Raw genomic sequence first — 25,100 nt, forward strand, 5'->3', positions numbered from 1 at the left:
AGGCCGGCAGGGGGCGTCAAGGTGACGAACGGGGATCGGTTGCGCCGCGCGCCTGTGGCCGGGGCCCTGGTACGGGTGGGACCCTCGCACCATGAACATGTCTTTCCTGGACAAGTGGCGCAGGCGCTCCCACCCCGGCGGGTCGGTGCCGCTCGCGGAGTCGGTGAGCGCCGACCCCGAGAGCGTCGTCGAGCTGCTGTCCGAATGCGAGCTGCTGCGGGCCCAGGCCGCCGCGGAAGGGGTGGAACTCGACGACTCCGTGGGCTCGTTGGAGGCGCTGGACCAGGTGCAGCCGGTCTGGCGGGACGACCCGGAGGTGGTGTCCTGGCTCGGCAATGACGCGGGGCTCTATCTGGGCACCGTCCTGGTGCGTACGGTGCGCGGCGCCGTGTGGCATGTGTGGCCGGATGGGCAGCCGGTGGTCAGGCTGGCGTCGGGGCGGGAGATCGATGTGGTGGAGGCGGGGCATGAATGGGCGGACGGCGGTGCGCCCGAGCTGTCCCAGGTCTATGCCGAGGCCGCGGAGAACTGATCCCTGCGAGAAGGCGAAGGACAGCGGGCCGCCGCGCCGAGTTCCTCCGTAAACATGCTTTAACCCCCAATATGCCTCTCTGTGTGCGTGTCCGGAGAGAAGCGCCCCTTTCCTCCCGGTAGTTTGCGGGCTCTCCGCTGTACGGATGAGAGTGGGCAGGTCTGCATATGGCCGGTGAAGCGCTGATTGAACTGCGCGGGGTCAACAAGCACTACGGGAAACTGCACGTTCTCCGGGACATCGACCTCACCGTCGGCCGCGGGGAGGTGGTGGTGGTCATCGGGCCCTCCGGAGGCGGCAAATCCACCCTGTGCCGGGCCATCAACCGCCTGGAGACGATCGAGTCGGGCAGTATCACCCTGGCAGGCAGGCCGCTGCCCGAAGAGGGCCGCGCGCTGGCCCAGGTGCGTGCCGATGTCGGCATGGTTTTCCAGTCGTTCAACCTCTTCGCCCACAAGACGGTGCTGGCCAACATCATGCTGGCGCCGATCAAGGTCCGGAAGAAGAACAAGGACGAGGCGGCGCAGCGGGCCCGCGAACTCCTCGACCGGGTCGGGCTCGCCTCCCAGGCCGACAAATACCCCGCCCAGCTCTCCGGCGGCCAGCAGCAGCGCGTCGCCATCGCCCGCGCCCTCGCCATGGAGCCCAAGGCGCTGCTCTTCGACGAGCCGACCTCCGCCCTCGACCCGGAGATGATCAACGAGGTGCTGGAGGTCATGCGCCAGCTCGCGCAGGAGGGCATGACGATGGTCGTGATCACCCATGAAATGGGCTTTGCCCGCGCCTCCGCCAACCGCGTGGTCTTCATGGACGACGGCCGTATCGTCGAGGACCGCACCCCCGAGGACTTCTTCAGCGCACCGCGGAGCGAACGCGCGAAGGACTTCCTCTCCAAGATCCTCAAGCACTGAACGGGGGTGCCGCGATGCCGCACTTCTCCCTTACGCCCCTGCGCCGCGCCCTGGTGGCACTCGTCCTCACCGCCCTCGCCCTGGCCACCGCAGGCTGCGGCCGGGAGGGCAGCCCACCGGTCAAGGGCCCCACCGGCAGCGCACTCCCCACCTATCCCGTCGCCCGGAACTTCCGTCTGCCCGACTCGCCCACCTGGCAACAGGCCAGGCGCCGCGGCCATCTCATCGTCGGCGTCAAGGAGGACCAGCCCTACCTCGGCGAGAAGGACCCGGCCTCCGGCCTCTACAGCGGCTTCGACATCGAGATCGCCAAGATGATGTCCGCAGCCCTCGGCTTCCCGCCCGCCACCCTCCGGTTCAAGACGATCGCCTCCGCCAACCGCGAAACGGCCCTGCAGAACGGCCAGATCGACTACTACGTCGGCACCTACACCATCAACGACAAGCGCAAGAAGCTGGTGGGCTTCGCCGGGCCGTACTACATGGCCGGCCAGTCGCTGCTGGTCCGCACCGACGAGAACGACATCCACGGGCCGCAGGACCTCGCCGGCAAGCGCGTCTGCTCGGCGGCCGGCTCGACCCCGGCGCAGCGCATCCAGGCCGACTACCCCAAGGCCCAACTGATCACCTACGACACCTACTCGGTGTGCGTGGACAATCTGCTGACCTATCAGGTCGACGCGGTCACCACGGACGACGCGATCCTGCTGGGCTACGCGGCCAAGGTGCCCGACGAGATGAAGGTGGTCGGCAAGCCGTTCTCCGAGGAACCGTACGGGATCGGCGTACCGCGCAGCGACAACGCACTCCGCTTCGCCCTCGACACCGCGCTCGCCACCGACGAGAAGAACGGCAACTGGAAGAAGGCGTACGACGCGACGCTCGGCCTGTCCGGAGCGCCCGCACCGAAGCCGCCCCCGATCGACCGCTACCCGGCGAGCTAGGACCCTAGGACCTGACCCGTGAACGTTCTCCTCGACAACCTCTCCCTCTACGGGGACGGCCTGCTGGGCACCGTCGAACTCACCGTCTACGCCTCGCTGCTCGCCCTCGTCCTCGGCTTCCTCATGGCGGCCTTCCGCGTCGCGCCGGTCGGCTCGCTGCGGGCGCTCGGCACGGCGTGGGTGATGGTGCTCCGGAACACACCGCTGACCCTGCTGTTCTTCGCCGTCGTCCTGGGCCTGCCGCGCTTCGGGCTGGTCCTGCCCTTCAAGCTGTTCGCCGTCCTCGCGCTCGGCTGTTACACCTCCGCCTTCATCTGCGAAGCGGTGCGCTCCGGCATCAACACCGTGCCGGTGGGGCAGGGCGAGGCGGCCCGCAGCCTGGGCATGACCTTCCCGCAGACCCTCGGCGACATCGTCCTGCCGCAGGCCTTCCGTTCGGTCATCCCGCCCATCGGCTCCACCCTCATCGCGCTCGCCAAGAACTCCGCGATCGCCGGGGCCTTCAGCGTCGTCGAACTCCTCGGCGTCTACAAACCGCTCAATGAGCTGGGCTACAGCATCATCTGGACCTTCATCTGGATCGCCGTCGGCTATCTGATCGTGACCCTGACCATCAGCGCGATCTTCAACTTCCTGGAGAAGCGCTTCGGAGTCGCCCGATGACCACCACCACCCTCTACGACATCCCGGGCCCGCGCACCCGGCAACGCCACCGGTTCTACGGCCTCGCCTCGACGGTCGTCATCCTGGCCCTGATCGCCTGGATCATCTACCTCCTGTTCTCCACCGGCCAGTTCACGGCGGCCAAGTGGACTCCCTTCCTCTACAAGGGAATTCAGGAACTTCTGCTCACCGGCCTCGCCAACACCCTGCGCGCCTTCGGGCTCGCGGCGGTTCTCTCGCTGGCGCTCGGCGCGGTGCTCGCAACCGGGCGGCTCTCCGTGCACCGGGTCGTCCGCTGGGTGAGCACGCTGCTGGTCGAGTTCTTCCGCGCCATGCCCGTCCTCGTCATGATCTTCTTCATCTATGTGGCCCTCCAGGCCCAGCCGCTGACCGCCCTGGTCGCCGGCCTGACCCTCTACAACGGCTCGGTACTCGCCGAGGTCTTCCGCACCGGCGTCAACTCCGTCGACCGCGGCCAGCGCGAGGCCGCCTACGCACTCGGCATGCGCAAGACCCAGGTCATGACCCACGTCCTGGTACCCCAGGCGGTCCGCGCGATGCTCCCGGCGATCATCAGCCAGCTGGTCGTCGCCCTGAAGGACACCTCGCTCGGCTACCTCATCACCTACGAGGAATTCCTCCACGCCGGCAAGCTGATCGCCTCCAACCTCGACTACGGCCTGCCGTTCATCCCCGTCGTCATGATCATCTCGCCGATCTACATCGGGATGTGCATGCTGCTGTCCTGGCTGGCCAACTGGGTCGCCAAGCGCCAGCGCCGCAACCCGAAGGTCAAGGGCGTGGAGGTGGCACCGCCGGAGCCGGAGACGGTGCTGCCGGGGATGCCTCAGGGGCCCAAGGGGTGAGGCCGGGACCGGGGTTCGGCCGGGATCTGCTCGTCTCCACTAGGGTCGATGCCATGTGCCGCTACGCCGTGACGATGTACAAGATGCACCACGCCTGCGTGACGTGCCGGGTCAGCTTCAAGCGGCACCCGGACCCGGAGCGGGCGGACCGGTGCCCGAACTGTGCCGGGCCGCTGATCTGCGCCGGCCGTGACTTCGCCCCGCCGCCGCGCCGGGACACCCGCGCGTGGTCCGTCGTGGCGGCGGTGCTGGGCGAGGGACTGCGCTACGAGGGGCGTTCGGTGTGCGGCTGCGTCAAGGAGCCGAAGTACCGTCCGCGGACCCGCGCCGAACTCCGGGCCCGCCGGGTCGCGGCCGCGCGGGCCGGGCTGCCGCTGGCCGAGACCCTGTCCCGGGTGGATCCGCTGACGCCGACGGCGGACACCGCGGCGGGTTCCGGCGGAGCGGGACGCCGGTAGACGTCCCGCTCGCCGGGCATACGGTGGGTGCCTCAGTCGCGCACCGGCACCGACACATACGACGGATCCCCCGCCGGGGAGGAGAACGTCAGCTTGGCGCCGAGCGGGTTGTGCTCGATGTACAGCGGGTCGACGGTGTCCACGACCACTGCGAGCCGGTGCCCGGCCGGGACGTCGTACGCCGTCGAGAAGAGGTCCAGGTCCACGCCGAAGGGCTTGCCCGGTGTCTTGCCGTGGAAGGTGAACGGGGCGTGCGTGACCAGCTTGCCCAGGCCGAGCGGGCCCACGTCGTAGAGGTAGGCGATGGCGGTGCCGCTCTCGGCGGTGCTGGTCACCGTGGTGTGCAGACGCGTCGTCCCGCGCACCCGCTGCCCGGTCTCGTAGCGCTCGGACTCCCATACGGCGGCCAGCGAGCGCGGCAACAGCGGGACCGACGCCATCGGAGGCAGCCGGAAGAACTGGTCCAGCATGCTGGAGAGGAAGATCAGCCCGCCGTCGGCACCGGAGTCGAGGTTGGTGTGGATCCGCTTGCTGCCGCCCAGCTCGATCCTCCGGTGCGCCGACGGTACGTCCTTCCAGCTCTTGTAGCCCTCGTACGCCCCGGTGGAACGGGACTTGAGCAGCACCGGCGACTCGCGGTTGATGCCGTTGTCCTCGCCCTTGAGGTAGTGGTCGAACCACCGCTTGGTGTTGGTCCAGGTGTCATTCGGCAGCCCGAACAGCCCGGTCGCCTCGGCCGTGGCGTGGTCTCCGGGCCGGAACTCCAGCCGCTTCGGCCCCTTCAACTTCTCGTAGAAGGAGGCGTATTGGTTGGGCGGGAAGAGCGAATCGCCCCACGCATTGCCGAGCATGATGGCCGCGCCATTGGCATTGATCTTGTCGATGTAGGTGGCGGGGGAGCGCTTCTTCCCCCACGCGATCATGTCCTTTTCCTTGTCGAGGTTGGAGGTGAGGAAGTCCTTGAGGATGGATTGGAGTTCCGGGCTGGGGCGGCCCGTCAGCGCGCCCGCGCCGCCGAGCATCGCTGCCGCCTGGAGGTGCTGGGTCCGGCCGCTGTAGATGGAGCCGATCAGATCGCCCCAGCCGCTGAGCGCCGCAACTGCCTTGATCCGCTTGTCGAATGCGGATGCCAGCAGGCTGATCCCGGCCCCGTACGAGACCCCGCCCATGCCGACCCGGTGCGGATCGGCGGGCGTGTGGGCCAGCGTCCAGTCGATGACCTTCGACGCATCGGCGATGTCCTGCGGGCCGGCCGTCTCGATCTTCCCGCCCGACTGCCAGAAGCCGCGGGAGTTGTAGCCGACGACCACATAGCCCGCATCGGCCAGCTTCTTGGCCTGCGCCAGGTATTCGACCTGCGGCATCGCCCAGCTGGTCGGCAGCACGATGACGGGGTAGCGCCGGGTCCCGTCCGCACCGGCCGGGGTGAAGACATTCGCCTTGAGAGTGATGCCGCCGTCGCCCTTGATGTCGACGAACTTCACCGAGGGCGCGCCGGACGCCGGTGCCGATTCCACCGGCGCGGCCTGGGCGGTGGCCGGAGCGGCGGTGAGGACCGTGGTGGCGAGGACCGCCGCGGAGACGGTGCCGATCGCGGCGCGCAAGGTCGTGCGGGAGGGCGTCATCTTCTCTGCTCCAGATCTCGATGCGAGCCGCGCGCACGCTGTCCGAAGACAGATGGGGCGTACGGGGCTCGAGTTGACTGGAGAGTAAGGCGCGGCACTTACCTGTGGTAACCCGTCGGTAGGTTACGGGTGGGTAACGTCGGGATGGTGGGGTGGGGTTGAGGGTGCCCCTCTCGGTACCGGGCTCTGCGACGCGCCCTCGCCGGGCGCGTGCGACGGGTGGCCGTCATGTCGGCTTGACGTCAAGGTGTCATGACGCAAAGCTGGATGCATGCTGACTCCCGAAAGTCTCGAGGGGCATTTCACCCTGCTCTCCGCCACGGCCCGCTATGACGCGCTCCGGGTACGGGACTCCCCGGCGCCGGATGCGGACCTCCAGCATCTCCAACCCCTGTCCAGAGAGGAGGTGTTGGAGATGCTGGCGCTGGGTGAGGTGATCGCGCGCAAGGCGGCTGACGGGCGGCAGCTCTCGGTGCGGTCCGCCCGGGACGCGGGTGCCTCGTGGTCGCAGATCGGCGCGGCGCTGGGGATGAGCAAGCAGGCCGCCTGGGAGGCCCACGGCCGCTGGATCGAGGAGCAGGCCGCACGGCATCGCCGGAGCGGCGGTGCGGGACCGGACGATGACAGCGCGTCGGCCACGCGTGAGCGCGCCGGCCGTCCCGGAGGGGCGGGGGAGTGAGCCGCGCGAGCCGCCGCTGCTGATCACGCACGGCCGGCCGGGGGCCGTGGCGGAGTTCCGTCGCGGGCAACTGCAGTGCGCCTGGCCGGAGATGTCGGGCCATGCGCCGCTGCAGAGCGCTCGGCCGCAGAGACTCTTGCGGTCGCACTCACGGACTTGCGGGTGGGCAACCGGCCTGGATCGTGGAGAAGTTCATGGGGTGGGCGGCGGTGGACCGTATACGACCGGGGCGGCCATTACACCCGCAGGCGGGTCCGCGCTGTCCGTCACCGGCCGCCCATCAGCTCTCCCAGCCCCTTGCGCAGCTCATCGCTGTTCATCACCGGCTGAATGGTCACCTTGGCATTCAGCTCCAGGAAGAAATGTTCAAGAAGTATCGGCATCTGCGACGATTCCTGCATATCGAAGAACAGGAATGCGGTGCGTTCGCCCTGGTCGGGGGTGAAGTAGGCCGCCTCCGGTTTCATGGTGTCGAGGATCGATTCCATGATTTTCGGGAGAGTGCCGTTCTTCAGCGCCTCGTTGCCGGTTTCGACGGGTATACGGGCCGTTGCGAGCATCCTCATGAGGCTCACTCCTTGCGTGACTCGCGGTGAACCGGGAGCCCCAAGGCGCTCGGTACGCTCGCGGCAAGCTCCGGTCGCACCGGTTTTGAGGATCTCACGGTCGACCCGACGCAGGCACCTCCTCGCCCGCCGGTACCGGTCCCGGCGGCGTTCCGTCACCGAAGGGGTGTCCGCCCAGTTCCTCGCGGTGGTGCGGCGTCAGCCAGCCGCTGAGGTCAGGGCCGAGCGGGACGATTGCGGTGGGATTGATGCCCGTGTGGACCCGGTAGTAGTGCTGCTTGATGTGGTGGAAGTCGACGGTGTCGCCGAAGCCCGGCGTCTGATAGAGGTCCTTGGCGTACGACCACAGCACCGGGTCCTCGGCCAGCTTGAAGCGGTTGCACTTGAAGTGGCCGTGGTAGACGGCGTCGAAGCGGACCAGTGTGGTGAAGAGGCGGATGTCGGCCTCGGTGATGGTGTCGCCGACCAGGTAGCGGCGGTCGGCCAGCCGCTCGGACAGCAGGTCCAGCCGCCGGAACACATCGCGGCTCGCCGTGTCGTACTCGCTCTGCCCGGTGGCGAACCCGGCTCGGTAGACGCCGTTGTTGACGTCGCGGTAGACGCCCTCCATCACCTCGTCGATCTCGGGCCGCAACGGCTCCGGGTAGAGATCGGGCGCGCCGGGACGGTGCAGCGCCGTCCATTCGGTCGCCAGGTCCAGGGTCATCTTCTGGAAGTCATTGGTGACGAGCTGCCCGCTGGGGATGTCGACGATGGCGGGGACGCTGACGCCGCCGGGGTAGTCCTTCTCGCGGGCGTCATAGGCCTCGCTGAGGTAGCGCATGCCCAGTACGGGGTCGCGGCCGCCCGGATCCAGGGTGAAGCGCCAGCTGCGGTCGTCCTGGATGGGGTCGGTGATGGCGAGCGACAGTGCGTCCTCCAGGCCGAGCAGCCGCCGTGAGATCACGGCCCGGCTCGCCCAGGGGCAGGCGCGGCTGACGACGAGGCGGTAGCGGCCGCGCTCCACGGGCCAGCCGTCCCGGCCGTCCGCGGTGATGCGGTCCGCGAAGTGGCTCTTTGAGCGCTTGAACGGTTTTCTGCCGTATACGGCGGTGCCGTCCGTGGTGAGGGGGTCGGGCATTACCTGCTCCTTCCTGTTCATGTGGGGTGTCCGGGCGCTTTCTGCTCGATGGCTGGGTATGCGCCGGGTGTGCGTGGCGAGCCTTCCCCGCACGCCGGGCCGTGACGCAGCCCGTATCCCGTCCTGTATCAGGCCCCGTATCCGGTCTCGTATCCAGTTTCGTACGCAGCCACGTACAACGAGATATGTCCCGGAATAGCATTATCGGGGCGTGGATTTGATGGTGAGTGGTATTCGTGGGCGCAGGCATTCGACTTTCCTGAAGGTGATAACGACTACCCCCTGGCAAATCTGAGACCCGCACCTAGAATCGACCGATGATCAAGAAACTATTCGGCGTCGCCATAGCCGGCGCCGCACTCATCGCGCCCGCGGCCCCTGCCGGCGCCGCCCCGGCGGTCGACTGGCAACGGGCGGGTGACGGCATCACCTCCGGAATCAGCGGAATCGTGGTCGACGGCCGGGAGGGTGACGCGGTGGACACCCTCGCCGTCCGTGACAATAAGAACCCCGGCGAGAACCGACTGGTTGCAGTGCGCTACGTCCCGGACGCCAAGCCGCAGGTGAAGCCGCTGGAGTGGAGCGGGGAACTGCCCGTGGACCTGGAGGCGATCGACGCCGTACCGGGCCGGGACCACGAGTATGTGGCGCTCGCCAGCAGGGGTACGGCGTACCGCATTCACGTGGAAAAGGGCACCGCGAAGGTGGTAAGCACCTTCCCCTTGCCCGGAGTTTCCTCGGACGGGAACTACGAGGGGTTCGCGCTGACCGCTACAAAGGACGGCATTGCTGCCGTCTGGGCGGACCGCGGCCAGGACGACCGGCCCGCGAAACTGACCACCGCCACCTGGGATCGGGACACGAACTCCTTCGGTAAGCGCGATTCCGCGGAATTCAGGGCGCCTTATCCGGACCAGGACGTCCGGCACATCTCGGATGTGAAGATCTCGGCCGCCGGTGATCTGACGGTCTCGTCCGCCTCGGACCCGGGCGACGACGGGCCGTACGACTCGGCGCTCTACGACGCCGGACACCTCTCCGTCGGCAAGGGCGGCGACGCCCACCTGGACGCGTCCGACAAGCCGCACCGGCTCGGCACCTTCTCCGGCCACAAGATAGAGGCGCTCGTCTGCCTGCCGGGTTCGCGCGCGGGGATCCTGGGCACGGACGACGAGAACGACGGCGGGTCGGTCGCCGCGGCCGCATTCTGCCGTCCGTGAGCCGTCCCGCGAGGCAGCCGTCCCTGCCTCGCGCTCGCCGTTCCCCTGTGCCTGAGGGCACGTCAGCCCAGCCGCGTCAGATCGGGCCGCAGCCGGTGCCAGATCGGGTGCCGTAGCCGTCCCGCCGAGGTCCAGCCGGTGAAGGTGACCTCGGCGATGAGCCGGGGCTCGGCCCAGTGGGCGCCCGTGACGTCCACCGGGTTGGTGAAGGGGGAGTGGCCGAGCGGAATCACCCCCAGATATTGCGCCAGGTCCCGCCGCTCCCGGTCGGACAGGCCCGATCCCACGGAGCCGACGTACCGCAGCCCGCTCGCTTCCTCGATGCCCGCCAGGACGGCGCCGGGAAGCCCGGTGAGCCCGCCGTGGCCCTCCGTCCAGCCGCCGATGATCACGTCGAGCGTCACCAGATGCTTGGTCTTGCGCCACTCGGGTGACCGTATGCCCGGCGTGTATGGCGAGGTCAGCTTCTTCGCCACCACGCCCTCGATGCCGCCCCGCAGCGACGCCTCCCACGCCTGCTTGCCCTGGCCCTCCACATAGGCGGGCACCGACCAGTTCAGGCCGCGCAGGCGCATCTGGGACAGGATGCCGCGGCGCTCGTAATAGGGCACGCCGAGCAGCGACTGGCCGAGATACATCAGGTCGAAGAGCACCAGATGGACCGGGTATTCCATGGCCAGCCGGGCCGTGCGGCGCGGGTTCATCACCCCCATCCGCCGCTGCAGCAGCCCGAAGTCGGGCCGCCCCCGCGCATCCAGCACCACCACCTCGCCGTCCAGCACCGCGGGCCGGCCGCGCAGCTGCTCGCCCAGCGGCGCGAGCTCGGGGTACGTCGTGGACGCGTCGTTGCCCGCCCGCGTGACGAGCCGGACCGTACCGTCACCCGGCGTGCTGACGATGCAGCGCGCACCGTCCCATTTGGCCTCGAACGCCCACACCGCCTCCTCGTGCTCGGCGGGCAGCGGGCCGACGGTGGCCAGCATCGGCCGGATCTCGGGGTACGGGGGGAAGCCACGCTCGGCGGTCGGGGCCATATGTCGATGATCGGGCGAGATGCGGCGGGAAGCCAGGCGGGACGGACCGTGCAGAGCTAGCTCTCCCTTCCCGCACGGGCCGGCCGCTCACCCTCCCCCTCCGGGTCCACATGCGGCAGGATCCGGTCCAGCCACCGCGGCGTCCACCAGGCCGCCCGGCCGAGCAGCGTCATCACCGCAGGGACCAGCAGCAGCCGCACCACCGTGGCATCGATCAGCACGCTCACCGCCAGGCCCAGGCCCAGCATCTTCACCACGATGTTGTCGCTGACGAGGAAGGCGGCGAACACACTCACCATGATCAGTGCGGCGCAGGAGATCACCCGGGCAGTGATCTCCAGGGCGTGCGCCACGCTCGCCCTGGGATCACCGGTGCGCAGCCAGGCCTCGTGCACGCGGGACAGCAGGAAGATCTCGTAGTCCATGCTCAGCCCGAAGACGATCGCGAACATCATCATCGGCACATAGCTCTCGATCGGCACGGTGCCGGAGACCCCGAGCGACGGACCGCCCCATCCCCACTGGAAGACGGCCACCACCACCCCGTACGAGGCGGCGATCGACAGGACGTTGAGCACCGCGGCCTTGACGGCGACCAGCACGCCCCGGAACACGACGAGGATGATGAGGAAGGCGAGGCCGACGACGACGGCGATGATCAGGGGCAGGCGGCTGGAGACGATGTCGAGGAAGTCCACCTGGCCGGCGGTCGTGCCGGTGACATAGCCGCGGGCGGCCGTCCCCCGGACGGCCTGGGGCAGGACGTCGTCCGTCAGGTGGTTGGTGAGGTGGGTGGTGGCCGCGTTCTGCGGGGAATGGGCGGAGTACGCGGTGCCGATCAGGACGTCGCCGTCCGCGGTGGGCTTGAGCGGGGTGATCAGGGCCGCGTCCGGCACGCCGGTGAGCGCCTTCTGGGCCTGCGTCGCCAGTGCGGGGCGGTCCGCCCGGGGGACGCCGGTCTGGTCGATGACCAGCGTCAGCGGCCCGTTGGAGCCGGGGCCGAAGGCCGCGGACATCAGGTCGAAGGCGCGCCGGTCGGTGAAGGATTTCGGGTCGGCGCCGTCGCCGATGTGGCCCAGCTGGATCGAGAAGAGCGGCACGGCCAGGACCGCGATCACGATCACGCCGCCGGTCAGGAACCACCACGGGCGGCGCTCGACGTGTTGCGCGTAGCGGTGCCAGGTGCCGTGGGTCCCGGCGCCGGGTGCGCCGTCCGTCTCGGCGACCGGTTTGCGTACGTGCAGCCGGTCGATACGGCGGCCGATCAGGCCGAGCAGCGCGGGCACCAGGGTGAGCGCACCGAGCACCGCGGAGACCACGGTGACGGCCGCCGCCGCGCCCAGTTTGCCGATGAAGCCGACGCCGGAGACCGTCAGTCCGGTCAGGGCGATGATGACCGTACAGCCCGATACCAGCACGGCCCGGCCGCTGGTGGCGTTCGCCCGGCCCGCGGAGGTCACGGGGTCGATGCCGTCCATGACGTTCTGCCGGTGCCGGGTGATCAGGAACAGCGCATAGTCGATGCCCACACCGAGGCCGATCATGGTGGCCAGGGTGGGCGAGACGGTGGCGAAGGTGAACGCGGCGGCGATCAGCCCGAGGACGCCCAGCCCGCAGATGACGCCGATCAGCGCGGTCAGCAGCGGCACCCCGGCTGCCAGGACACTGCCGAAGCCGGCCAGCAGGACGAGGATCGCCACGCCGAAGCCGATTGCCTCGCTGACCCGGTCGTCCGGCTTGGGCCGGGCCAGCTCGCCCAGCGGCCCGCCGTACTCGACCTGCACGCCCGCAGAGCGCAGCGGCTGTACGGCCCGGTCGACGCCGCCCAGGTAGTCGGGGTGCAGGGTCGACGGCGGCACGCTGAAACGCAGGGTGAGGTATGCCGTCCGGCCGTCGGTGGAGAGCGGGCCGACGTTCGGCGTACCCGGTGGCGGCTTCGGCGGCGGCGAGCCGGGCGGCGGCAGCGGGCTCTGCACAGCCAGCACGTCCGGCAACTTCTGGAGGGCGTCGACGGCGTCGGAGATCTGGCCGCTGAAGCCGGTCAGCGGCCGCGCGTCGTGCAGGACCACCTGGCTGCTGTAGCCGCCGGCCTTGGGCTCATGCGCCTTGAGTACCTCGCTGCCCTGCTGGGACTGCGTACCGGGCAGCGTGAAGTTGTCGGAGTACTCACCGCCGTACGCGCGCTGCAGCACCTGTACCCCGGCCAGCGCCACCAGCCACGCCACGATGACCAGGACCGCATGCCGGGCGCACCATTCGCCCAGGGGCCGCAGCACACCCGTGCGGCGGTGCCCGGCGGGCGCCTTCGGCAACGGCATGCGTGCTCCCGACGGTGGCCGGCCGGCGCCCGGCGGAGCCGCCGCGCCTGGTGGCGCGCCCTCATGCCGCCCCGGGAAGGGTGGGGCGGCATGGGCAGAGCGCATCCGTACTCAGCATCCAAGACCGGTTCCGTCGGCGCCGCATGTCCGGGCGGGCAGATGGGTGAGGCACCGCGGCCTGCTCTTCCCGCCGCACCTAGGGGTACGACGGGACGGGCGGGCCGGACGGGCCGGGCGCGAGCAGCGTACGGAACGTCACCGACACCCGCCGCCCCCGCGGCACCCGGCCGCCCGCCGGACCCGGGTCGCTCTTGCGCGCCGCGATGGCGTGCCGCCAGGTGAACCGGGCCGGCCCCGTCATCACGCACAGACTGCCCGGGGCGAGCGGCGCCCCCGCCTTCGTGCCGGTCCCGGGATCGCTGAAGTCCATGACGCATCCGGACCCCAGCGACACCGCCGCGACGACCGGTCCGAAGCACGGCACGCAGTCCACATGGGCGCTGATGCCCTGCCCCGGAAGGTACTCATTGACGATGACCTGGTCCGCCTGACGGTCCATCACTCCCTCGTCCGCGAGCCGTGCGGCAACCTCCCGCAGCCACGCGGGAACCGCCGGCGCGACCGCGTCGGGCCCCTCCGCCGCCACGCTGCGCCGCCCGTAGTCGTACCGCCGTCCGTAGTGCTGCACCCGCCGCTTCAGCTCCGTCGACCATGCACCGGCATCGATCCGGGCCAGCAGCGCGCCACAGGCGTCCGGGGCGAGCCAGTCGGCGTCATACCGCAGGCCGGGGACGGCGGCGGGCCCAGCCGGACCGACGCCCCCGTCCGGGCCGACGGGGAAAGGGAGTTGACCGAATTCCGGTTCCGCAGACATCTGCGCACACTAACTGTCGGTGCTGTCGGTGCTGTCGGTGCTGTCGGTGCTGTCGGTGCTGTCGGACGCGGCGACCTCGCCCGCCCCGTCGTCGGCCACCACTGTCTTCACCGCCGGCACCCCACGCCTACGATCATTTCCGGTCATCGCGTAGCGCGATGCCCAGGGCAGTCGAGGACGGGTGAGGAGTGCGGATGAGCCGGGCGGTATTGGTGACGGGTGCCTCGCGGGGGATCGGCCGGGCGGTTGCGGAGCGGTTTGCCGCGGACGGGGACCGGGTGGCGCTGCACTACGCCTCGCGCCGGGAGGCGGCCGAGGAGGCTTTTGCGGGGCTGGCGGGGAGCGGCCACGTTCTGGTGCAGGGGGATGTGCGGACGCCGGACGGTGCGGCCGCGATCGCCGCGGCGGCGGTGGACGCGCTCGGCGGGATCGATGTGCTGGTCAACAATGCCGCGGCGAATGTGGCGCATCCGCTGGACCGTACGTCGTTCGAGGAGTGGCAGGCCGCCTGGCGGCAGATCACGGACGTGAATCTGCTGGGGGCGGCGCATATGAGCTACTGCGCGGCGCGGAACATGATCGAGCGGGAGGTGGCGGGGCGGATCGTCAACATCGGGTCGCGGGGGGCCTTCCGGGGCGAGCCGGACCATCCGGCATACGGGGCGTCCAAGGCGGCGCTGCATGCCATGGGCCAGTCGCTGGCGGTGCATCTCGCGCCGTACGGGATCGCCGTCGCCTCGGTCGCGCCCGGTTTCGTCGGCACCGAGCGGGTCGCGGACCGGATCACCGAGGACGTCCGACAGCAGAGCCCGTTCGGCCGGGTCGCGACGCCCCAGGACGTGGCCGCGGCCGTCCACTACCTCGCCTCGCCGGACGCGGTCTGGTCCTCGGGCGCGGTGCTGGACGTCAACGGGGCGTCCCACCTGCGCTGACCGCCGGCTCCGGCGGGAAAAGAGAAGGGCCCCGGCCGAACGGGGGATTCCGGCCGGGGCGGGCCCCAGCCGAACGGGGGATTCCGGCGGGGGCGGTGTGGGGGAGGCGGCGTATGGAAAGTGGTTTCCGTGCGCCTCGCGTTTGAACGATAAACCATTGGGTGGCGTTCCGGTTCCGCGGCCTTGGGTGACAGTCGTCACCCCTCCGCTGCGCTTTGCCTTGGCCGTACGTTGTCGGCTGTCCCGCCGTGGGGATTTGTCGCCGTTGCGCCTGCGGCGGGCGTGGTGTTGTCGGGTGCGGTGACGGCCCTACACGGCTTCGCCGCTACGGTCCGTCCCCTCCCGTGGGTGGGTGGTGAGGCCGGTGGGGGTGGGCGTGGTGTGTACCAGTGCCCCATGACTGGGTCCACTTGGTGCACCTGACTACCTACGCACACCCCCACCGGTCTTCCCCACCCCCAACGGGGAGGGGCCGGGCCGCAGGACGGAGTCCGGAGGCCCGGTCCCGCAGCCGAACAGCCCCGCGCAAGCGGCACCGCCCGCCGCTGGGGGTACCTCCCACGCCCTTTAGGCAGTGGGCGAGCAACGGCGGGAAAGCCAAAACGTACGGCTCAGGCAAAGCGCAGCGAACGGGCCGCAGGCGCAACGGCGACAAACCCCCACGGCGGGGAAGCCAAAAACGTCGGCCCAGGCAAAGCGCAGCGAACGGGTCAGGGGCTGACCGCCAGCACGATGTACGCGGCGAGCAGGGCGAGATGGATACCGCCCTGCAACGGCGTGGCCCGGCCGGGGATCACCGTAAGGGTGCCCACCATCACGGTGAGGGCGAGCAGCACCATGTGGGTCGCGCCGAGGCCCAGGTACAGCGGCCCGGTCAGCCAGACGGAGGCGACCGCGACCGCCGGGATGGTGAGGCCGATGCTGGCCATCGCCGAGCCCAGGCCGAGATTGAGGCTGGTCTGTACGCGGTCCCGGTGGGCGGCGCGGACGGCGGCGATGGTCTCCGGCAGCAGGACCAGCAGGGCGATCACAATGCCGACGACGGAGGACGGCAGGCCGGCCGCGGCCACGCCGGACTCGATGGCGGGCGATACCGCCTTGGCCAGCCCGACCACCGCGATCAGGGCCAGCGCCAGCAGCCCGAGGCTGGTCAGCGCCGCCCGGCGGGTCGGGGGATCGGCGTGGTCCTCGGTGTCGATCACCTTGCCGGCCGCGGTCACGGGGAGGAAATAGTCGCGGTGCCGGACGGTCTGGGTGGTGACGAACATGCCGTAGAGGACGAGAGCCGCCAGCGCGGCGAAGACCAGCTGCGGGGTGGAGAACCGCGGTCCGGGGGTCGTGGTGGTGAACGTCGGCAGGACCAGGCTGAGTCCGGACAGCGTGGCCACCGTGGCCAGCGCCGCGCCGGTGCCCGCGGCGTTGAAGACGGCGACCTTGCGTTTGAGGGCGCCGACCAGCAGACACAGGCCGACGATGCCGTTGCAGGTGATCATCACCGCCGCGAAGACGGTGTCCCGGGCGAGCGCGGCGCTCTTGTCGCCGCCGTCGGCCATCAGGGTGACGATCAGCGCCACCTCGATGACCGTCACCGCGACCGCCAGCACGAGCGACCCGAACGGTTCGCCCACCCGGTGCGCGATCACCTCGGCGTGATGTACCGCGGCCAGCACCGCACCGGCCAGAAAACACGAGACCAGGGCGACCAGGGCGACCGGCAGCGACCGACCCCACACCAGGGCCAGCAGGACGACCGCCAGGACGGGCAGCGCACCGGTCCAGTGCAGGACGGTGGCGCGCAGGCTGGCGATCATGCTCCGAGCTTTGCAGATCACCCTGAGGGACGCCCGCCGAGCTTTCCGGCCCGCCGAGCCCCCCGCCGGGCCCCCGCCTGGCCGGTCGCGCCCGTCCGCGGAGCGCTCGCGCACCGCGTCCGTCAGGCCGCCGCCCGGTGCCCCTTCGGCTCGGCGGGCGCGGTCGCGGCCTTGGTGACATCGGCGACCAGCTCGACGACATCGGGCCCGTACGCCTGCGAGTTCACCACCTTCAGCAGCAGCGCGAACTGGCCCCCGGCGCCGTGCTTGCGGGCCAGCCGGGCCCGGTTGCGTACGAGATGCCGTACCGCGGCCCGGTGGGTGACCGGGCGCTGACCCGCCGCCAGGAACACCGGCCGGTCGCCCTCGCCGCCGGCCGTCAGCCGGGCCAGCAGGACGTACTCGACTGTTCCCGGCTCCATCCGGTACGCCGTGCCGCCGATGGTGAACGTGCCGCGCCCGGCACCGGACTCGTCGCCGGGGTGCACCGCGACGCCCGGCAGCAGATTGGCCAGATGGGCCGCCAGCCGGCGGTGCGCGGTCGGGTCGCCGACGCAGAACTCGGTGCGCGCCCCGAAGCCCTGCAGCCCGGTGTCGTGCGGCGCGACCTCCGGGTGCGCCCCGCAGTTCTCGATCACCGCGGCCAGCCCGAGCAGCGCCAGCGCGTCATGGCGCGGGATGCTCCAGTGGGCCGAGGAGCTGTCCCGGTGCGTGACCAGTACGCACTCCGAACCGGCCGGCAGCCCGAAGAATTCTTGCTCGCGGGTCAGCTTCCGGCGGACCGTCGCCGATTGCACGGCCCAGCCGGCGGCCAGGCCCGCCACGAGGGCCGCGACCGCCACGGTCAGGAGCAGGAGGGTGTCGTCCATGGCGGGCGAGCGTAGCGGCTGTCCGGGTGCGTGTTCGAGGCCGGGGCGGGTGGCTGGGGAGAGTTGTCCCGCTATGCCCTCTGCCGAGGTAGTGCGTCCGCGAGTAGGCTCCGGGCCCTTGCCGCCCCCGTTCACGCATTTGGAGGACACCCCGGAATGCCGAACGTCCGACGCCTCACCGTCCTGGGGGCCGCCGCCGCGCTGGCCGGCTCCCTGCTGGCGGTCCCGGCCGCCGCCCGGTCCACACCACCACGCGGCCCCTCGTCCCCGGAACAGGCCACTCCCGCCAAGACCCCGGTCGCCGTCGGCCACGGTGGTGCGGTCTCCAGCGTCGACCCGGACGCCTCCGCCGCCGGCATAGCCGTCCTCAAGAAAGGCGGCAACGCCGTGGACGCCGCGGTCGCCACCGCCGCCGCCCTCGGCGTCACCGAGCCGTACTCCGCGGGCATAGGCGGCGGCGGCTACTTCGTCTACTACAACGCCAGGACGCACTCGCTGCGCACCCTCGACGGCCGCGAGACCGCCCCGCGCTCCGCCGACAAGAACCTCTTCCTGGAGAACGGCAAGCCCATGCCGTTCGAGGAGGTCGTCACCAGCGGCCTGAGCATCGGCACCCCGGGAACCCCCGCCACCTGGGACACCGCCCTGCACAAATGGGGCAGCCGCTCGCTCGGCCAGGTGCTCGCCCCCGCGCGGAAGCTGGCCGCCGACGGCTTCACCGTCGACGAGACCTTCCGCAAGCAGACCGCCGACAACGAAGCCCGCTTCCGCGACTTCCCCGCCACCGCCGACCTCTTCCTCCCCGGCGGCAAGCTCCCGGTCCTCGGCTCGACGCTCAAGAACCCCGATCTGGCCCGTACCTACGGGCAGTTGGCGGCCAACGGCGTCGGCGCGCTCTACGACGGCGACCTGGGCCGCGACCTCGTACGCACCGTCCGCACACCACCGGTCCGTCCCGGCGCCGAGCGCAAGGTGCGCCCCGGCGACCTGACCGCCAACGACCTGCGCGCCTACGAGGCCCTCAGCCAGGCCCCCACCCGCACCACCTACCGCGGCCTCGACGTCTACGGCATGGCCCCGTCCTCCTCCGGCGGCACCAGCGTCGCCGAAGCGCTCAACATCCTTGAGCGGACCGACCTTTCCCGCCTGACCGAAAAGCAGTACCTGCACCGCTACATCGAGGCCAGCCGGATCGCCTTCGCCGACCGCGGCCGCTGGGTCGGCGACCCGGCATACGAGGACGTCCCGACCCAAGGCCTCACCTCGCAGCGCTTCGCCGACTCCCGCGCCTGCCTGATCAGCGACAACAAAGTCCTGACCAGCCCGCTCGCCCCCGGCGACCCCCGTCGGCCCGCGCGCTGCGGCACCACCGGCAAGGCCGCGCCGACGACGTACGAGGGCGAGAACACCACCCACCTCACCGTCGCCGACAAGTGGGGCAACGTCGTCGCCTACACCCTCACCATCGAGCAGACCGGCGGCAGCGGCATCGTCGTCCCCGGCCGCGGATTCCTCCTCAACAACGAGCTGACGGACTTCTCCTTCGCGCCCGCCGACCCCGAGGTGCGTGACCCGAACCTGCCGGGCCCCGGCAAGCGCCCGCGCTCGTCCATGTCCCCGACGATCGTCCTGCGTCACGGCAAGCCGGTCGTCGCCCTCGGTTCACCCGGCGGTGCCACCATCATCACCACCGTCCTGCAGAGCCTCGCCAACTTCCTCGACCGCGGGATGCCCCTGGTCGACGCCATCGCCGCCCCGCGCGCCAGCCAGCGCAACGCGGCGGCCACCGAGCTGGAACCGGCCCTGTGGAACAGCCGGCTCCGTGGCCAACTCGAGGCGCTGGGCCACACCTTCAAGCAGAACCCCGAGATCGGCGCGGCGACCGGCGTCCAGCGGCTGCCGGACGGGCGCTGGCTCGCGGCGGCCGAAAAGGTACGGCGCGGCGGCGGCTCGGCGATGGTCGTCCGGCCGTAACCGCAGGTCCTGCCCGACCGGCCGCTGTGCCGTCCGTGTGGCGTCCATGTGGCCCACCGCGCGGCGTCATTGCTGGCCATCGCGGTGACGACTAGCCTCCTGGGACCGTTCGTCGAGAACGGTCCCAGGGAGGGCGCGCAGCGTGAGCGTTGACGAGAGCCGTGGCAGCGGTACCGGACCCGGCCCGGCAGGCCGTACCCGTACGACGGCCGGCGAACTGGAAGGCCTCGCCGAGCAGGCGCGGGCGCTGGCCGAGGGACGGGTGACCTCCAGCGCGCTGGTACGGCGCTGCCTGGAGCGCATCGAGGCCACCCAGGACACCGTCAACGCCTTCCGGCGGGTACGGTCCGAGGCGGCGCTGGCCGAGGCCGCCGAAGCCGACCGGCGACTGGCCGCGGGCGAACGGCTGCCGCTGCTCGGTGCGCCCGTCGCCGTCAAGGACGACACCGATGTGGCGGGCGAGCCGACCGCGTTCGGCTGCGCCGGGGAGTTCCCGCCCAAGGAACACGACGCCGAGGTCGTACGGCGGCTGCGCGCGGCCGGCGCGATCATCGTCGGCAAGACCAACGCCTGCGAACTGGGCCAGTGGCCGTTCACCGAGGGCCCCGCCTTCGGCGACACCCGCAACCCGTGGAACCTCGACCACACCCCCGGCGGCTCGTCCGGTGGCTCGGCCGCCGCGGTGGCCGCGGGCCTGGTCCCCGCCGCGCTCGGCACCGACGGCGCGGGCTCGGTCCGTATCCCCGCCGCCTGGTCCCACCTCGTCGGCATCAAGCCACAGCGCGGCCGCATCTCCACCTGGCCGGAGGCCGAGTCCTTCCAGGGCATCACCGGCATCGGCCCGCTGGCCCGCACCGTCCAGGACGCGGCGCTCCTCCTGGACGTCGCCAGCGGCAACCACGAAGGCGATCTGCACCGCCCGCCCACCATCGCCGCCCGCGAGGCCGCCGGCCGCGACCCCGGCCGCCTCCGCATCGCCCTCTCCTGGAAACCGGCCACCACCTTCACCCGCAAGCCGCTGCACCCCGAAGTCCGCGCCGCGGTCACCGGCATGGCCCGCACCCTCGCCCGCCTGGGCCACTTCGTCGAGGAGGCCGAACCCGACTACGGCCTGCTCGGCCTCTCCTTCCTCCCCCGCGCCACCGCCGGCGTCGGCGAATGGGCCGCCCGCGTCCCCGACCGCACCGTCCTCGACCCCCGCACCCGCGGCTCCGTCCGCATGGGTCGCATCCTCGGCGGCCCCGTCCTGCGCCGCGCCCGCGCCGTCGAAAAACGCCAACAACGCCGCATCGGCGCGCTCTTCGGCCCCTACGACATCCTCCTGACCCCCACCACCGCCACCCCGCCCCCGCGCATCGGCACCCTCGCCAAACTCAACGGCTGGCGCACCGACCAGGCCATGATCGCCGCCTGCCCCTACGCCTGGCCCTGGAACGTCCTCGGCTGGCCCGGCGTCAGCGTCCCCGCCGGATTCAGCAGGGACGGCCTCCCCCTGGGCGCCCAACTCCTCGGCCCGGCCCACGGCGAGCCACGGCTGATCTCCCTGGCGGCCCAGTTGCAGGACGATCTGCGGTGGCACGAGCGGCGGCCGGGCGTCCCGGCCTGACGGGTGCGCGGCGCCGACCGAGGACGGATGCACCGGCTCAGCCCAGCAGCGTGATGATCGCCTCCGTCGTGTCGGTCTCGCCCAGGCGCGGGAAGATCTTCTGCAGGCTGTTGCGGTGCGCCGCCTCGTCCAGGTCGGTGACCGCATCGGTGGCGATGGTGACGTGGTAGCCGTGTTCGTGGGCGGCGCGGGCGGTGGATTCGACGCCGATGCTGGTGGCGATGCCGGCGAGGACCACCTGGGTGATGCCCCGGCGGCGCAGTTCCAGGTCGAGGTGGGTGCCGTGGAAGGCGCCCCACTGCTGCTTGGAGACGGTGATGTCGGTGGGCTGCCGGTCGAGTTCGGGGACCAGATCGGCCCAGTCGGCGGGCGGGGTGGTGCCGGTCAGGGCGGTTTCCGTACGGCCGGGTGCGCCGCCGGTGACGTTCACCAGGACGACGGGCAGGTCGCGCACGCGGAAGGCGGCGGCCAGCCGGGCACCGCGCGCGATGACCTCGGCGGCGGGGTGCGGGGCGGCGGGCAGACCGGCGATGCCCTTCTGAAGGTCGATCAGGATCAGGGCGGTGGTGGGGTCGAGGGTGGTGGCGGGCACGGTGCTGCTCCTTGGGGAGTGGTGTGGTGAACGAGCCTGTCAGGGCCGTCAGTTGGTGGAGTTTCCCGGGCCGGCGCGCAGGCTGCGGTCGGTCAGGGTGAGGACGAGGAGGAGCACGCCGAGGGCGATGCCCAGGGCGGCGATCTGGTGCAGCCCGGGGTCGGTGGCGTGCCGGCCGTACAGGAGGCCGATGAGGCTGGCGGCGGTGATGGCTCCGAGGTACTGGGCGGTGCGCTGGAGTCCCGCGGCTGCGCCGACGCTGTCGGCCGGGGCCTGGACGTAGACGGCGGCCTGGTTTCCGGTGGCGGCCAGGCCCTGCGGGACGCCGAGCAGGGCCCCGGCGCACAGCAGCGCGAGGAGCGGACTGGCGCTGTGCAGGACGAGAAGAACCGCGCTGCCGGCCGCCAGGCAGACCGCGGCGAGGGTCAGCGGGGCGCGGATCCCCTTCGTACGGGCGCCGGCGATCGAGCAGAAGGCGGCCGCGCCGGACATCGGCAGCATGATCAGGCCGGCGTGGAAGGACGAGTAGCCGTGCGCCTCCTCCAGCCACTGGCTGAAGCCGTAGAGCGCGCAGTAGATCACGAGATAGGTCAGCCCGTGGCGGAGATAGGTGCGCAGCAGGCCGCCGTGGCGGGCGAGCATGCGGAGGTCGAGGAAGGGGGACGGGTGCCGTAGCTGCCACCAGACGAGGACGGCCGCCAGGACGGCGGCGGGGGCGAGCAGGAGCCACTGGGGGGCCGCGAGGTCCCGGAGGAAGAACATCGTGGCGGTGAGCGTGGCGGCGAAGAGGGCGATCCCCAGGGGGTCGAGGGAGGCCGGGGAGCCGGCGGCGCGGGGAGACTTCTCGTCGCGGGGGAGCCATGCGAGCGCGGACAGCAGAGCCAGCAACGCCAGCGGGATGTTGACGGCGAAGACCGCGCGCCAGCCCGCCGTCGCGGCGAGCAGTCCGCCGAGGGTGGGGCCGATGGCGGCGCTGCCCAGGGCGGCGAGCGAGAGCCGGCCCAGTACGGAGCGGGGCGTGGGCACCCCCACCCGCGTCGACTCGGCGCGCAGCATCGCCATCGCGGCGGGGTAGGCCGCCGCCGTACCGATGCCGAGCACGACCCGGGAGACGATCAGCAGGGTGAAGGTGGGGGCCAGCGCCCCGATGAGCCCCGCCGCGCAGACCGTCAGCGCACCGGCGACAAAGACCCGTCGCGGCCCGACGCGGTCGGCCAGCTGCCCCATCGAGGGCTGGCCCACCGCGCTGGCGACATACATCGCGGAGATGAGCCAGACGGTGCCGGCGGCCCCGATGCGGAAGTCCCGGCCGATGGCCACCAGGGCGGTGGCGATCATCGTGGAGTTGAGAGGGTTGAGGAGCGAGCCGAGGAGCAGGGGCGTCATCAGGCGCGCGCCGAAGGCCCGGTGGCGGGTCCCGTCGGCGGGCCGGCCGGGGGCGTCGGCACCCAGGCCGGCGGGCTCGTGGGAGCGGCTCGGCGCACTCATTCCCGGGTCAGCCGCCGCATCAGCTCGGTCGCCGTGGCGAGGGTGCGCTGTTCCTGGGGGGTCAGCCGCTCCGCGATGGCCACGGCGAGCCAGTTCTGCTTGGCCTGCCGTACGTCCTTGAGTACCCGGCGCCCCTCCTCGGTGAGGGAGAAGACGACCTGCCGCCCGTCGGTCGGATGCGGGCTGCGGGCGAGCACGCCACGCTCCTCCAGCGAGCCCACCGTCATCCGCATGGACTGCGGGCGGACCAGCTCGGCACGGGCCAGCGCCGCGGTGGTGGCCGGCCCGTCGGCGTCGATCCGGGCGATGACCGCGCGCTGGGTGGGACTGAGCTCGCCCTGCGGGGACGCGGCGCGCAGGCGTCGCATCAGCTGCCCGACGGTCGCGCCCAGATCCGTCGCGAGGCGTTCCTGCTTCTCTTCCGGCATACCGCAAGCGTAGAAGGCCAACAGGTAAACTTGCAAGTTTCCCTGTCAAGAAGCGAAGGGTGCTCCGGCTCGCGCGATGCCCGCCTGCCGGGCGCTGTGCGCGGCCCGCAACGTGTACGTAGCACGCCGTCACCGTCCCCGAAACATCCGCGGTGTCGAATGCGGGCGAGTGGGAGAACTCCGGCCGAAGGGGGAGAGGCTCAGCCGATGTCGGAAACCCAACTCCACGACGCGGTACGGGAATTCGCGTACTTTCTGGGCGCTCTCACCCAGCGGCTCGACCCGTCGGCCGGCTGGTACGGGGTCTTTGCGCGGCGCGATCCGGAGGGGCTGCGGGCCTGTCTGCAAGGGCGGGATGTGCCGCCGTGGGATGTGATGGAGTCGCTGCTGTACGACCTCGCGGAGCTGCCGGGCGAGCATGCGGTGAGCACTGCGAGCGCGCGGGCCCGGCGGCTGCATGCGCAGGCGGTCGCGGACCACGACGCACGGCCGGGCGGCCGGCCCGCGCTCGAGGCGCGCCTGGAGGCGATGCTGCACGAGGAGCGGCACACGGCGCTGCGTGCCCGCGAACTCGAGGCGGCCGTACAGGCGGCGGGTCCCACGGACGCGGACCGGCCGGCCCAGGAACTGGCCTGGGCGCGGGACGACCATGCGCGCGCGGGCGCCCGCGTCGGCGAGCTGCGGGCCCGGCTGGAGGCGCTGGCAGAGACGGCGGACAGGCGGCCCAAGGTCAAGGCCAAGAGCAGGGCCAAGGCCAGGCCCGCCCGCCCCCGAGGCGCCCGGTTCGCCGGGCTGGAGGCGGCGGCGGACGACGAGGCGGCGGAGGAGTACGAGACCGCCCCCGACCCGGTACCCACTCTGCGCGGCGCCCGCTTCGCGGGCGTGTACGACGAGGAGCCGACGGGTGACGGCCGACCGACGGACCACCCCGCGCCCGCCCCGGCCGCCGCCGAGGCCCGCCACGCCGCCGCCACCGCCGTCTCCCGTCTGGCCCATCTGCGCGCCACCGCCAACGGCGGCCTGGCGCACGCCGAACTCTGCGCCGCCGCCAACCGCCCCGCATCCGAACTCCCTCTCCTCATCGAGGAGTTGGAGCGCGCCGGACTCTCCTCCGACGTCCCCACCCTCCTGTGGGAAGCGGCCTGCCTCCCGCCCGCGGGGCTCGCCGCGGCCGCCGACGCGCTCGCCGCCGCGGGCCGTACGTCCGACGGCGCCCAGATGCTGCGGCAGGGCGTCGCCCGCCCCGTCGAGGAGGTGGCGCAGGCCGCCCTGGCGCTGCTCGACCGGGACCGTACCGGGCAGGCGCTGGAGCTACTGGCCGCGCTCGTACGGGCCCGTACGTCGGAGGAGGCGGCCATGGCAGCCGCCGTGGCACCGGACACGCTGGAGCCGCTGCTGCTGACCGCGGCCGGGAACGTCTCACCGCACCGGCACCGCGATATCGCCCACGCCCTGCGCATCGCCCATCTGTGATCCCCCACCTGGGCGCGCCGCGCTGAGAGATGGTCTTGCCACGGTGCGTGACGGGGCTTACGGTCACCTCCACACGCGTAGATCCCGGCGTAGATATCGGCGTAGATCCCGCGTGGG

At 71.4% G+C, this 25,100-nt stretch carries 23 protein-coding genes; 12 read left to right on the forward strand and 11 right to left on the reverse strand.

The annotated features are described in order from the left end of the window. Nucleotides 1-91 precede the first annotated feature (91 nt). From AB0D04_RS21915 to AB0D04_RS21940, 6 genes are all read left to right on the forward strand, one after another. Complete coding sequence (locus AB0D04_RS21915) at nt 92-532, forward strand: DUF6278 family protein (RefSeq protein ID WP_362705763.1); 441 nt, start codon at nt 92-94, stop codon at nt 530-532. Between the two features lie 167 nt (nt 533-699). After that, nucleotides 700-1,443: an amino acid ABC transporter ATP-binding protein gene (locus AB0D04_RS21920; RefSeq protein ID WP_362705766.1), complete on the forward strand. Its 744-nt coding sequence runs from the start codon at nt 700-702 to the stop codon at nt 1,441-1,443. A 14-nt stretch (nt 1,444-1,457) separates the two neighbouring features. After that, entirely contained in the window at nt 1,458-2,387 is a 930-nt protein-coding gene (locus AB0D04_RS21925; RefSeq protein WP_362705768.1) for a glutamate ABC transporter substrate-binding protein, read from the forward strand. Nucleotides 2,388-2,405: 18 nt separating this feature from the next. After that, on the forward strand, nt 2,406-3,050 hold the full coding sequence (locus AB0D04_RS21930) for an amino acid ABC transporter permease (protein ID WP_362705771.1): 645 nt from the start codon (nt 2,406-2,408) through the stop codon (nt 3,048-3,050). Continuing rightward, nucleotides 3,047-3,916, forward strand: a complete 870-nt coding sequence (locus AB0D04_RS21935) for an amino acid ABC transporter permease (protein ID WP_362705774.1) — start codon at nt 3,047-3,049, stop codon at nt 3,914-3,916. Before AB0D04_RS21930 ends, AB0D04_RS21935 begins: the two co-directional genes overlap by 4 nt. A 53-nt stretch (nt 3,917-3,969) precedes the next feature. Continuing rightward, nucleotides 3,970-4,374, forward strand: a complete 405-nt coding sequence (locus tag AB0D04_RS21940; protein WP_362705777.1) for a hypothetical protein — start codon at nt 3,970-3,972, stop codon at nt 4,372-4,374. Nucleotides 4,375-4,406: 32 nt separating this feature from the next. On the opposite strand, the gene AB0D04_RS21945 is transcribed toward AB0D04_RS21940, so the two are convergent. Continuing rightward, nucleotides 4,407-5,999, reverse strand: a complete 1,593-nt coding sequence (locus AB0D04_RS21945) for an alpha/beta fold hydrolase (protein ID WP_362705779.1) — start codon at nt 5,997-5,999, stop codon at nt 4,407-4,409. A 271-nt stretch (nt 6,000-6,270) separates the two neighbouring features. Here AB0D04_RS21945 and AB0D04_RS21950 point away from each other — a divergent pair, with 271 nt between their 5' ends. Then, nucleotides 6,271-6,678, forward strand: coding sequence for a hypothetical protein (locus AB0D04_RS21950; RefSeq protein ID WP_362705781.1), 408 nt, complete (start codon nt 6,271-6,273; stop codon nt 6,676-6,678). Between the two features lie 266 nt (nt 6,679-6,944). Here the strand turns inward: AB0D04_RS21950 and AB0D04_RS21955 are convergent, their stop codons facing one another. Beyond that, on the reverse strand, nt 6,945-7,244 hold the full coding sequence (locus AB0D04_RS21955) for a hypothetical protein (protein ID WP_362705784.1): 300 nt from the start codon (nt 7,242-7,244) through the stop codon (nt 6,945-6,947). A 94-nt stretch (nt 7,245-7,338) separates the two neighbouring features. Further along, nucleotides 7,339-8,364: a glutathione S-transferase C-terminal domain-containing protein gene (locus tag AB0D04_RS21960; RefSeq protein ID WP_362705786.1), complete on the reverse strand. Its 1,026-nt coding sequence runs from the start codon at nt 8,362-8,364 to the stop codon at nt 7,339-7,341. A gap of 317 nt (nt 8,365-8,681) precedes the next feature. Here AB0D04_RS21960 and AB0D04_RS21965 point away from each other — a divergent pair, with 317 nt between their 5' ends. Continuing rightward, complete coding sequence (locus AB0D04_RS21965) at nt 8,682-9,584, forward strand: hypothetical protein (protein WP_362705789.1); 903 nt, start codon at nt 8,682-8,684, stop codon at nt 9,582-9,584. A gap of 62 nt (nt 9,585-9,646) precedes the next feature. Here AB0D04_RS21965 and ligD read toward each other — a convergent pair whose 3' ends face one another. From ligD to AB0D04_RS21980, 3 genes are all read right to left on the reverse strand, one after another. Then, on the reverse strand, nt 9,647-10,618 hold the full coding sequence (ligD, locus tag AB0D04_RS21970; RefSeq protein ID WP_362705792.1) for a non-homologous end-joining DNA ligase: 972 nt from the start codon (nt 10,616-10,618) through the stop codon (nt 9,647-9,649). A 56-nt stretch (nt 10,619-10,674) separates the two neighbouring features. Next, a complete protein-coding gene (locus tag AB0D04_RS21975) occupies nt 10,675-12,936 on the reverse strand; it encodes an MMPL family transporter (protein WP_362705794.1) in 2,262 nt (753 codons plus the stop codon). Nucleotides 12,937-13,132: 196 nt separating this feature from the next. After that, nucleotides 13,133-13,810, reverse strand: coding sequence for an alpha-ketoglutarate-dependent dioxygenase AlkB (locus AB0D04_RS21980; protein ID WP_362705797.1), 678 nt, complete (start codon nt 13,808-13,810; stop codon nt 13,133-13,135). Between the two features lie 194 nt (nt 13,811-14,004). Between AB0D04_RS21980 and AB0D04_RS21985 the strand changes: the two genes are divergently transcribed. Then, a complete protein-coding gene (locus AB0D04_RS21985) occupies nt 14,005-14,742 on the forward strand; it encodes an SDR family oxidoreductase (protein ID WP_362705799.1) in 738 nt (245 codons plus the stop codon). Nucleotides 14,743-15,452: 710 nt separating this feature from the next. Here the strand turns inward: AB0D04_RS21985 and AB0D04_RS21990 are convergent. Together AB0D04_RS21990 and AB0D04_RS21995 are read right to left on the reverse strand one after the other, a co-directional pair. Continuing rightward, nucleotides 15,453-16,553 (reverse strand): ionic transporter y4hA, encoded by a 1,101-nt coding sequence (locus AB0D04_RS21990; RefSeq protein ID WP_362705802.1) that lies wholly within the window; start codon nt 16,551-16,553, stop codon nt 15,453-15,455. Between the two features lie 122 nt (nt 16,554-16,675). Continuing rightward, nucleotides 16,676-17,422, reverse strand: a complete 747-nt coding sequence (locus AB0D04_RS21995; protein ID WP_362705804.1) for a hypothetical protein — start codon at nt 17,420-17,422, stop codon at nt 16,676-16,678. A gap of 156 nt (nt 17,423-17,578) precedes the next feature. On the opposite strand from AB0D04_RS21995, the gene ggt reads away from it, so the two are divergent. Both ggt and AB0D04_RS22005 read left to right on the forward strand, forming a co-directional pair. After that, complete coding sequence (gene ggt, locus AB0D04_RS22000) at nt 17,579-19,396, forward strand: gamma-glutamyltransferase (RefSeq protein ID WP_362705807.1); 1,818 nt, start codon at nt 17,579-17,581, stop codon at nt 19,394-19,396. 142 nt (nt 19,397-19,538) lie between these two features. Further along, nucleotides 19,539-21,002, forward strand: a complete 1,464-nt coding sequence (locus AB0D04_RS22005; protein WP_362705809.1) for an amidase — start codon at nt 19,539-19,541, stop codon at nt 21,000-21,002. Nucleotides 21,003-21,039: 37 nt separating this feature from the next. On the opposite strand, the gene AB0D04_RS22010 is transcribed toward AB0D04_RS22005, so the two are convergent. Genes AB0D04_RS22010 through AB0D04_RS22020 form a run of 3 tightly spaced genes read right to left on the reverse strand, consistent with a single transcriptional unit; the run spans nt 21,040 to nt 23,510 of the window. Beyond that, nucleotides 21,040-21,594: an isochorismatase family protein gene (locus AB0D04_RS22010; protein ID WP_362705811.1), complete on the reverse strand. Its 555-nt coding sequence runs from the start codon at nt 21,592-21,594 to the stop codon at nt 21,040-21,042. 48 nt (nt 21,595-21,642) lie between these two features. Beyond that, a complete protein-coding gene (locus AB0D04_RS22015; protein ID WP_362705814.1) occupies nt 21,643-23,082 on the reverse strand; it encodes an MFS transporter in 1,440 nt (479 codons plus the stop codon). After that, nucleotides 23,079-23,510, reverse strand: a complete 432-nt coding sequence (locus tag AB0D04_RS22020) for a MarR family transcriptional regulator (RefSeq protein ID WP_362705816.1) — start codon at nt 23,508-23,510, stop codon at nt 23,079-23,081. The genes AB0D04_RS22015 and AB0D04_RS22020 overlap by 4 nt, the downstream gene beginning before the upstream one ends. A 207-nt stretch (nt 23,511-23,717) precedes the next feature. Here AB0D04_RS22020 and AB0D04_RS22025 point away from each other — a divergent pair, with 207 nt between their 5' ends. Beyond that, complete coding sequence (locus AB0D04_RS22025) at nt 23,718-24,983, forward strand: hypothetical protein (RefSeq protein ID WP_362705819.1); 1,266 nt, start codon at nt 23,718-23,720, stop codon at nt 24,981-24,983. Nucleotides 24,984-25,100 lie beyond the last annotated feature (117 nt).

The sequence above is a fragment of the Streptomyces sp. NPDC048483 genome, from assembly GCF_040651455.1.
GTDB lineage: Bacteria > Actinomycetota > Actinomycetes > Streptomycetales > Streptomycetaceae > Streptomyces.

Excerpts from the sequence above, each read along its gene's own strand:
- AB0D04_RS21915 (WP_362705763.1), top strand. The coding sequence starts at position 92 with ATGAACATGTCTTTCCTGGACAAGTGGCGCAGGCGCTCCCACCCCGGC.
- AB0D04_RS21920 (WP_362705766.1), top strand. The coding sequence starts at position 700 with ATGGCCGGTGAAGCGCTGATTGAACTGCGCGGGGTCAACAAGCACTAC.
- AB0D04_RS21925 (WP_362705768.1), top strand. The coding sequence starts at position 1,458 with ATGCCGCACTTCTCCCTTACGCCCCTGCGCCGCGCCCTGGTGGCACTC.
- AB0D04_RS21935 (WP_362705774.1), top strand. The coding sequence starts at position 3,047 with ATGACCACCACCACCCTCTACGACATCCCGGGCCCGCGCACCCGGCAA.
- AB0D04_RS21940 (WP_362705777.1), top strand. The coding sequence starts at position 3,970 with ATGTGCCGCTACGCCGTGACGATGTACAAGATGCACCACGCCTGCGTG.
- AB0D04_RS21945 (WP_362705779.1), bottom strand. The coding sequence starts at position 5,999 with ATGACGCCCTCCCGCACGACCTTGCGCGCCGCGATCGGCACCGTCTCC.
- AB0D04_RS21950 (WP_362705781.1), top strand. The coding sequence starts at position 6,271 with ATGCTGACTCCCGAAAGTCTCGAGGGGCATTTCACCCTGCTCTCCGCC.
- AB0D04_RS21955 (WP_362705784.1), bottom strand. The coding sequence starts at position 7,244 with ATGAGGATGCTCGCAACGGCCCGTATACCCGTCGAAACCGGCAACGAG.
- AB0D04_RS21960 (WP_362705786.1), bottom strand. The coding sequence starts at position 8,364 with ATGCCCGACCCCCTCACCACGGACGGCACCGCCGTATACGGCAGAAAA.
- AB0D04_RS21965 (WP_362705789.1), top strand. The coding sequence starts at position 8,682 with ATGATCAAGAAACTATTCGGCGTCGCCATAGCCGGCGCCGCACTCATC.
- ligD (WP_362705792.1), bottom strand. The coding sequence starts at position 10,618 with ATGGCCCCGACCGCCGAGCGTGGCTTCCCCCCGTACCCCGAGATCCGG.
- AB0D04_RS21975 (WP_362705794.1), bottom strand. The coding sequence starts at position 12,936 with ATGCCGTTGCCGAAGGCGCCCGCCGGGCACCGCCGCACGGGTGTGCTG.
- AB0D04_RS21980 (WP_362705797.1), bottom strand. The coding sequence starts at position 13,810 with ATGTCTGCGGAACCGGAATTCGGTCAACTCCCTTTCCCCGTCGGCCCG.
- AB0D04_RS21985 (WP_362705799.1), top strand. The coding sequence starts at position 14,005 with ATGAGCCGGGCGGTATTGGTGACGGGTGCCTCGCGGGGGATCGGCCGG.
- AB0D04_RS21990 (WP_362705802.1), bottom strand. The coding sequence starts at position 16,553 with ATGATCGCCAGCCTGCGCGCCACCGTCCTGCACTGGACCGGTGCGCTG.
- AB0D04_RS21995 (WP_362705804.1), bottom strand. The coding sequence starts at position 17,422 with ATGGACGACACCCTCCTGCTCCTGACCGTGGCGGTCGCGGCCCTCGTG.
- ggt (WP_362705807.1), top strand. The coding sequence starts at position 17,579 with ATGCCGAACGTCCGACGCCTCACCGTCCTGGGGGCCGCCGCCGCGCTG.
- AB0D04_RS22015 (WP_362705814.1), bottom strand. The coding sequence starts at position 23,082 with ATGAGTGCGCCGAGCCGCTCCCACGAGCCCGCCGGCCTGGGTGCCGAC.
- AB0D04_RS22020 (WP_362705816.1), bottom strand. The coding sequence starts at position 23,510 with ATGCCGGAAGAGAAGCAGGAACGCCTCGCGACGGATCTGGGCGCGACC.
- AB0D04_RS22025 (WP_362705819.1), top strand. The coding sequence starts at position 23,718 with ATGTCGGAAACCCAACTCCACGACGCGGTACGGGAATTCGCGTACTTT.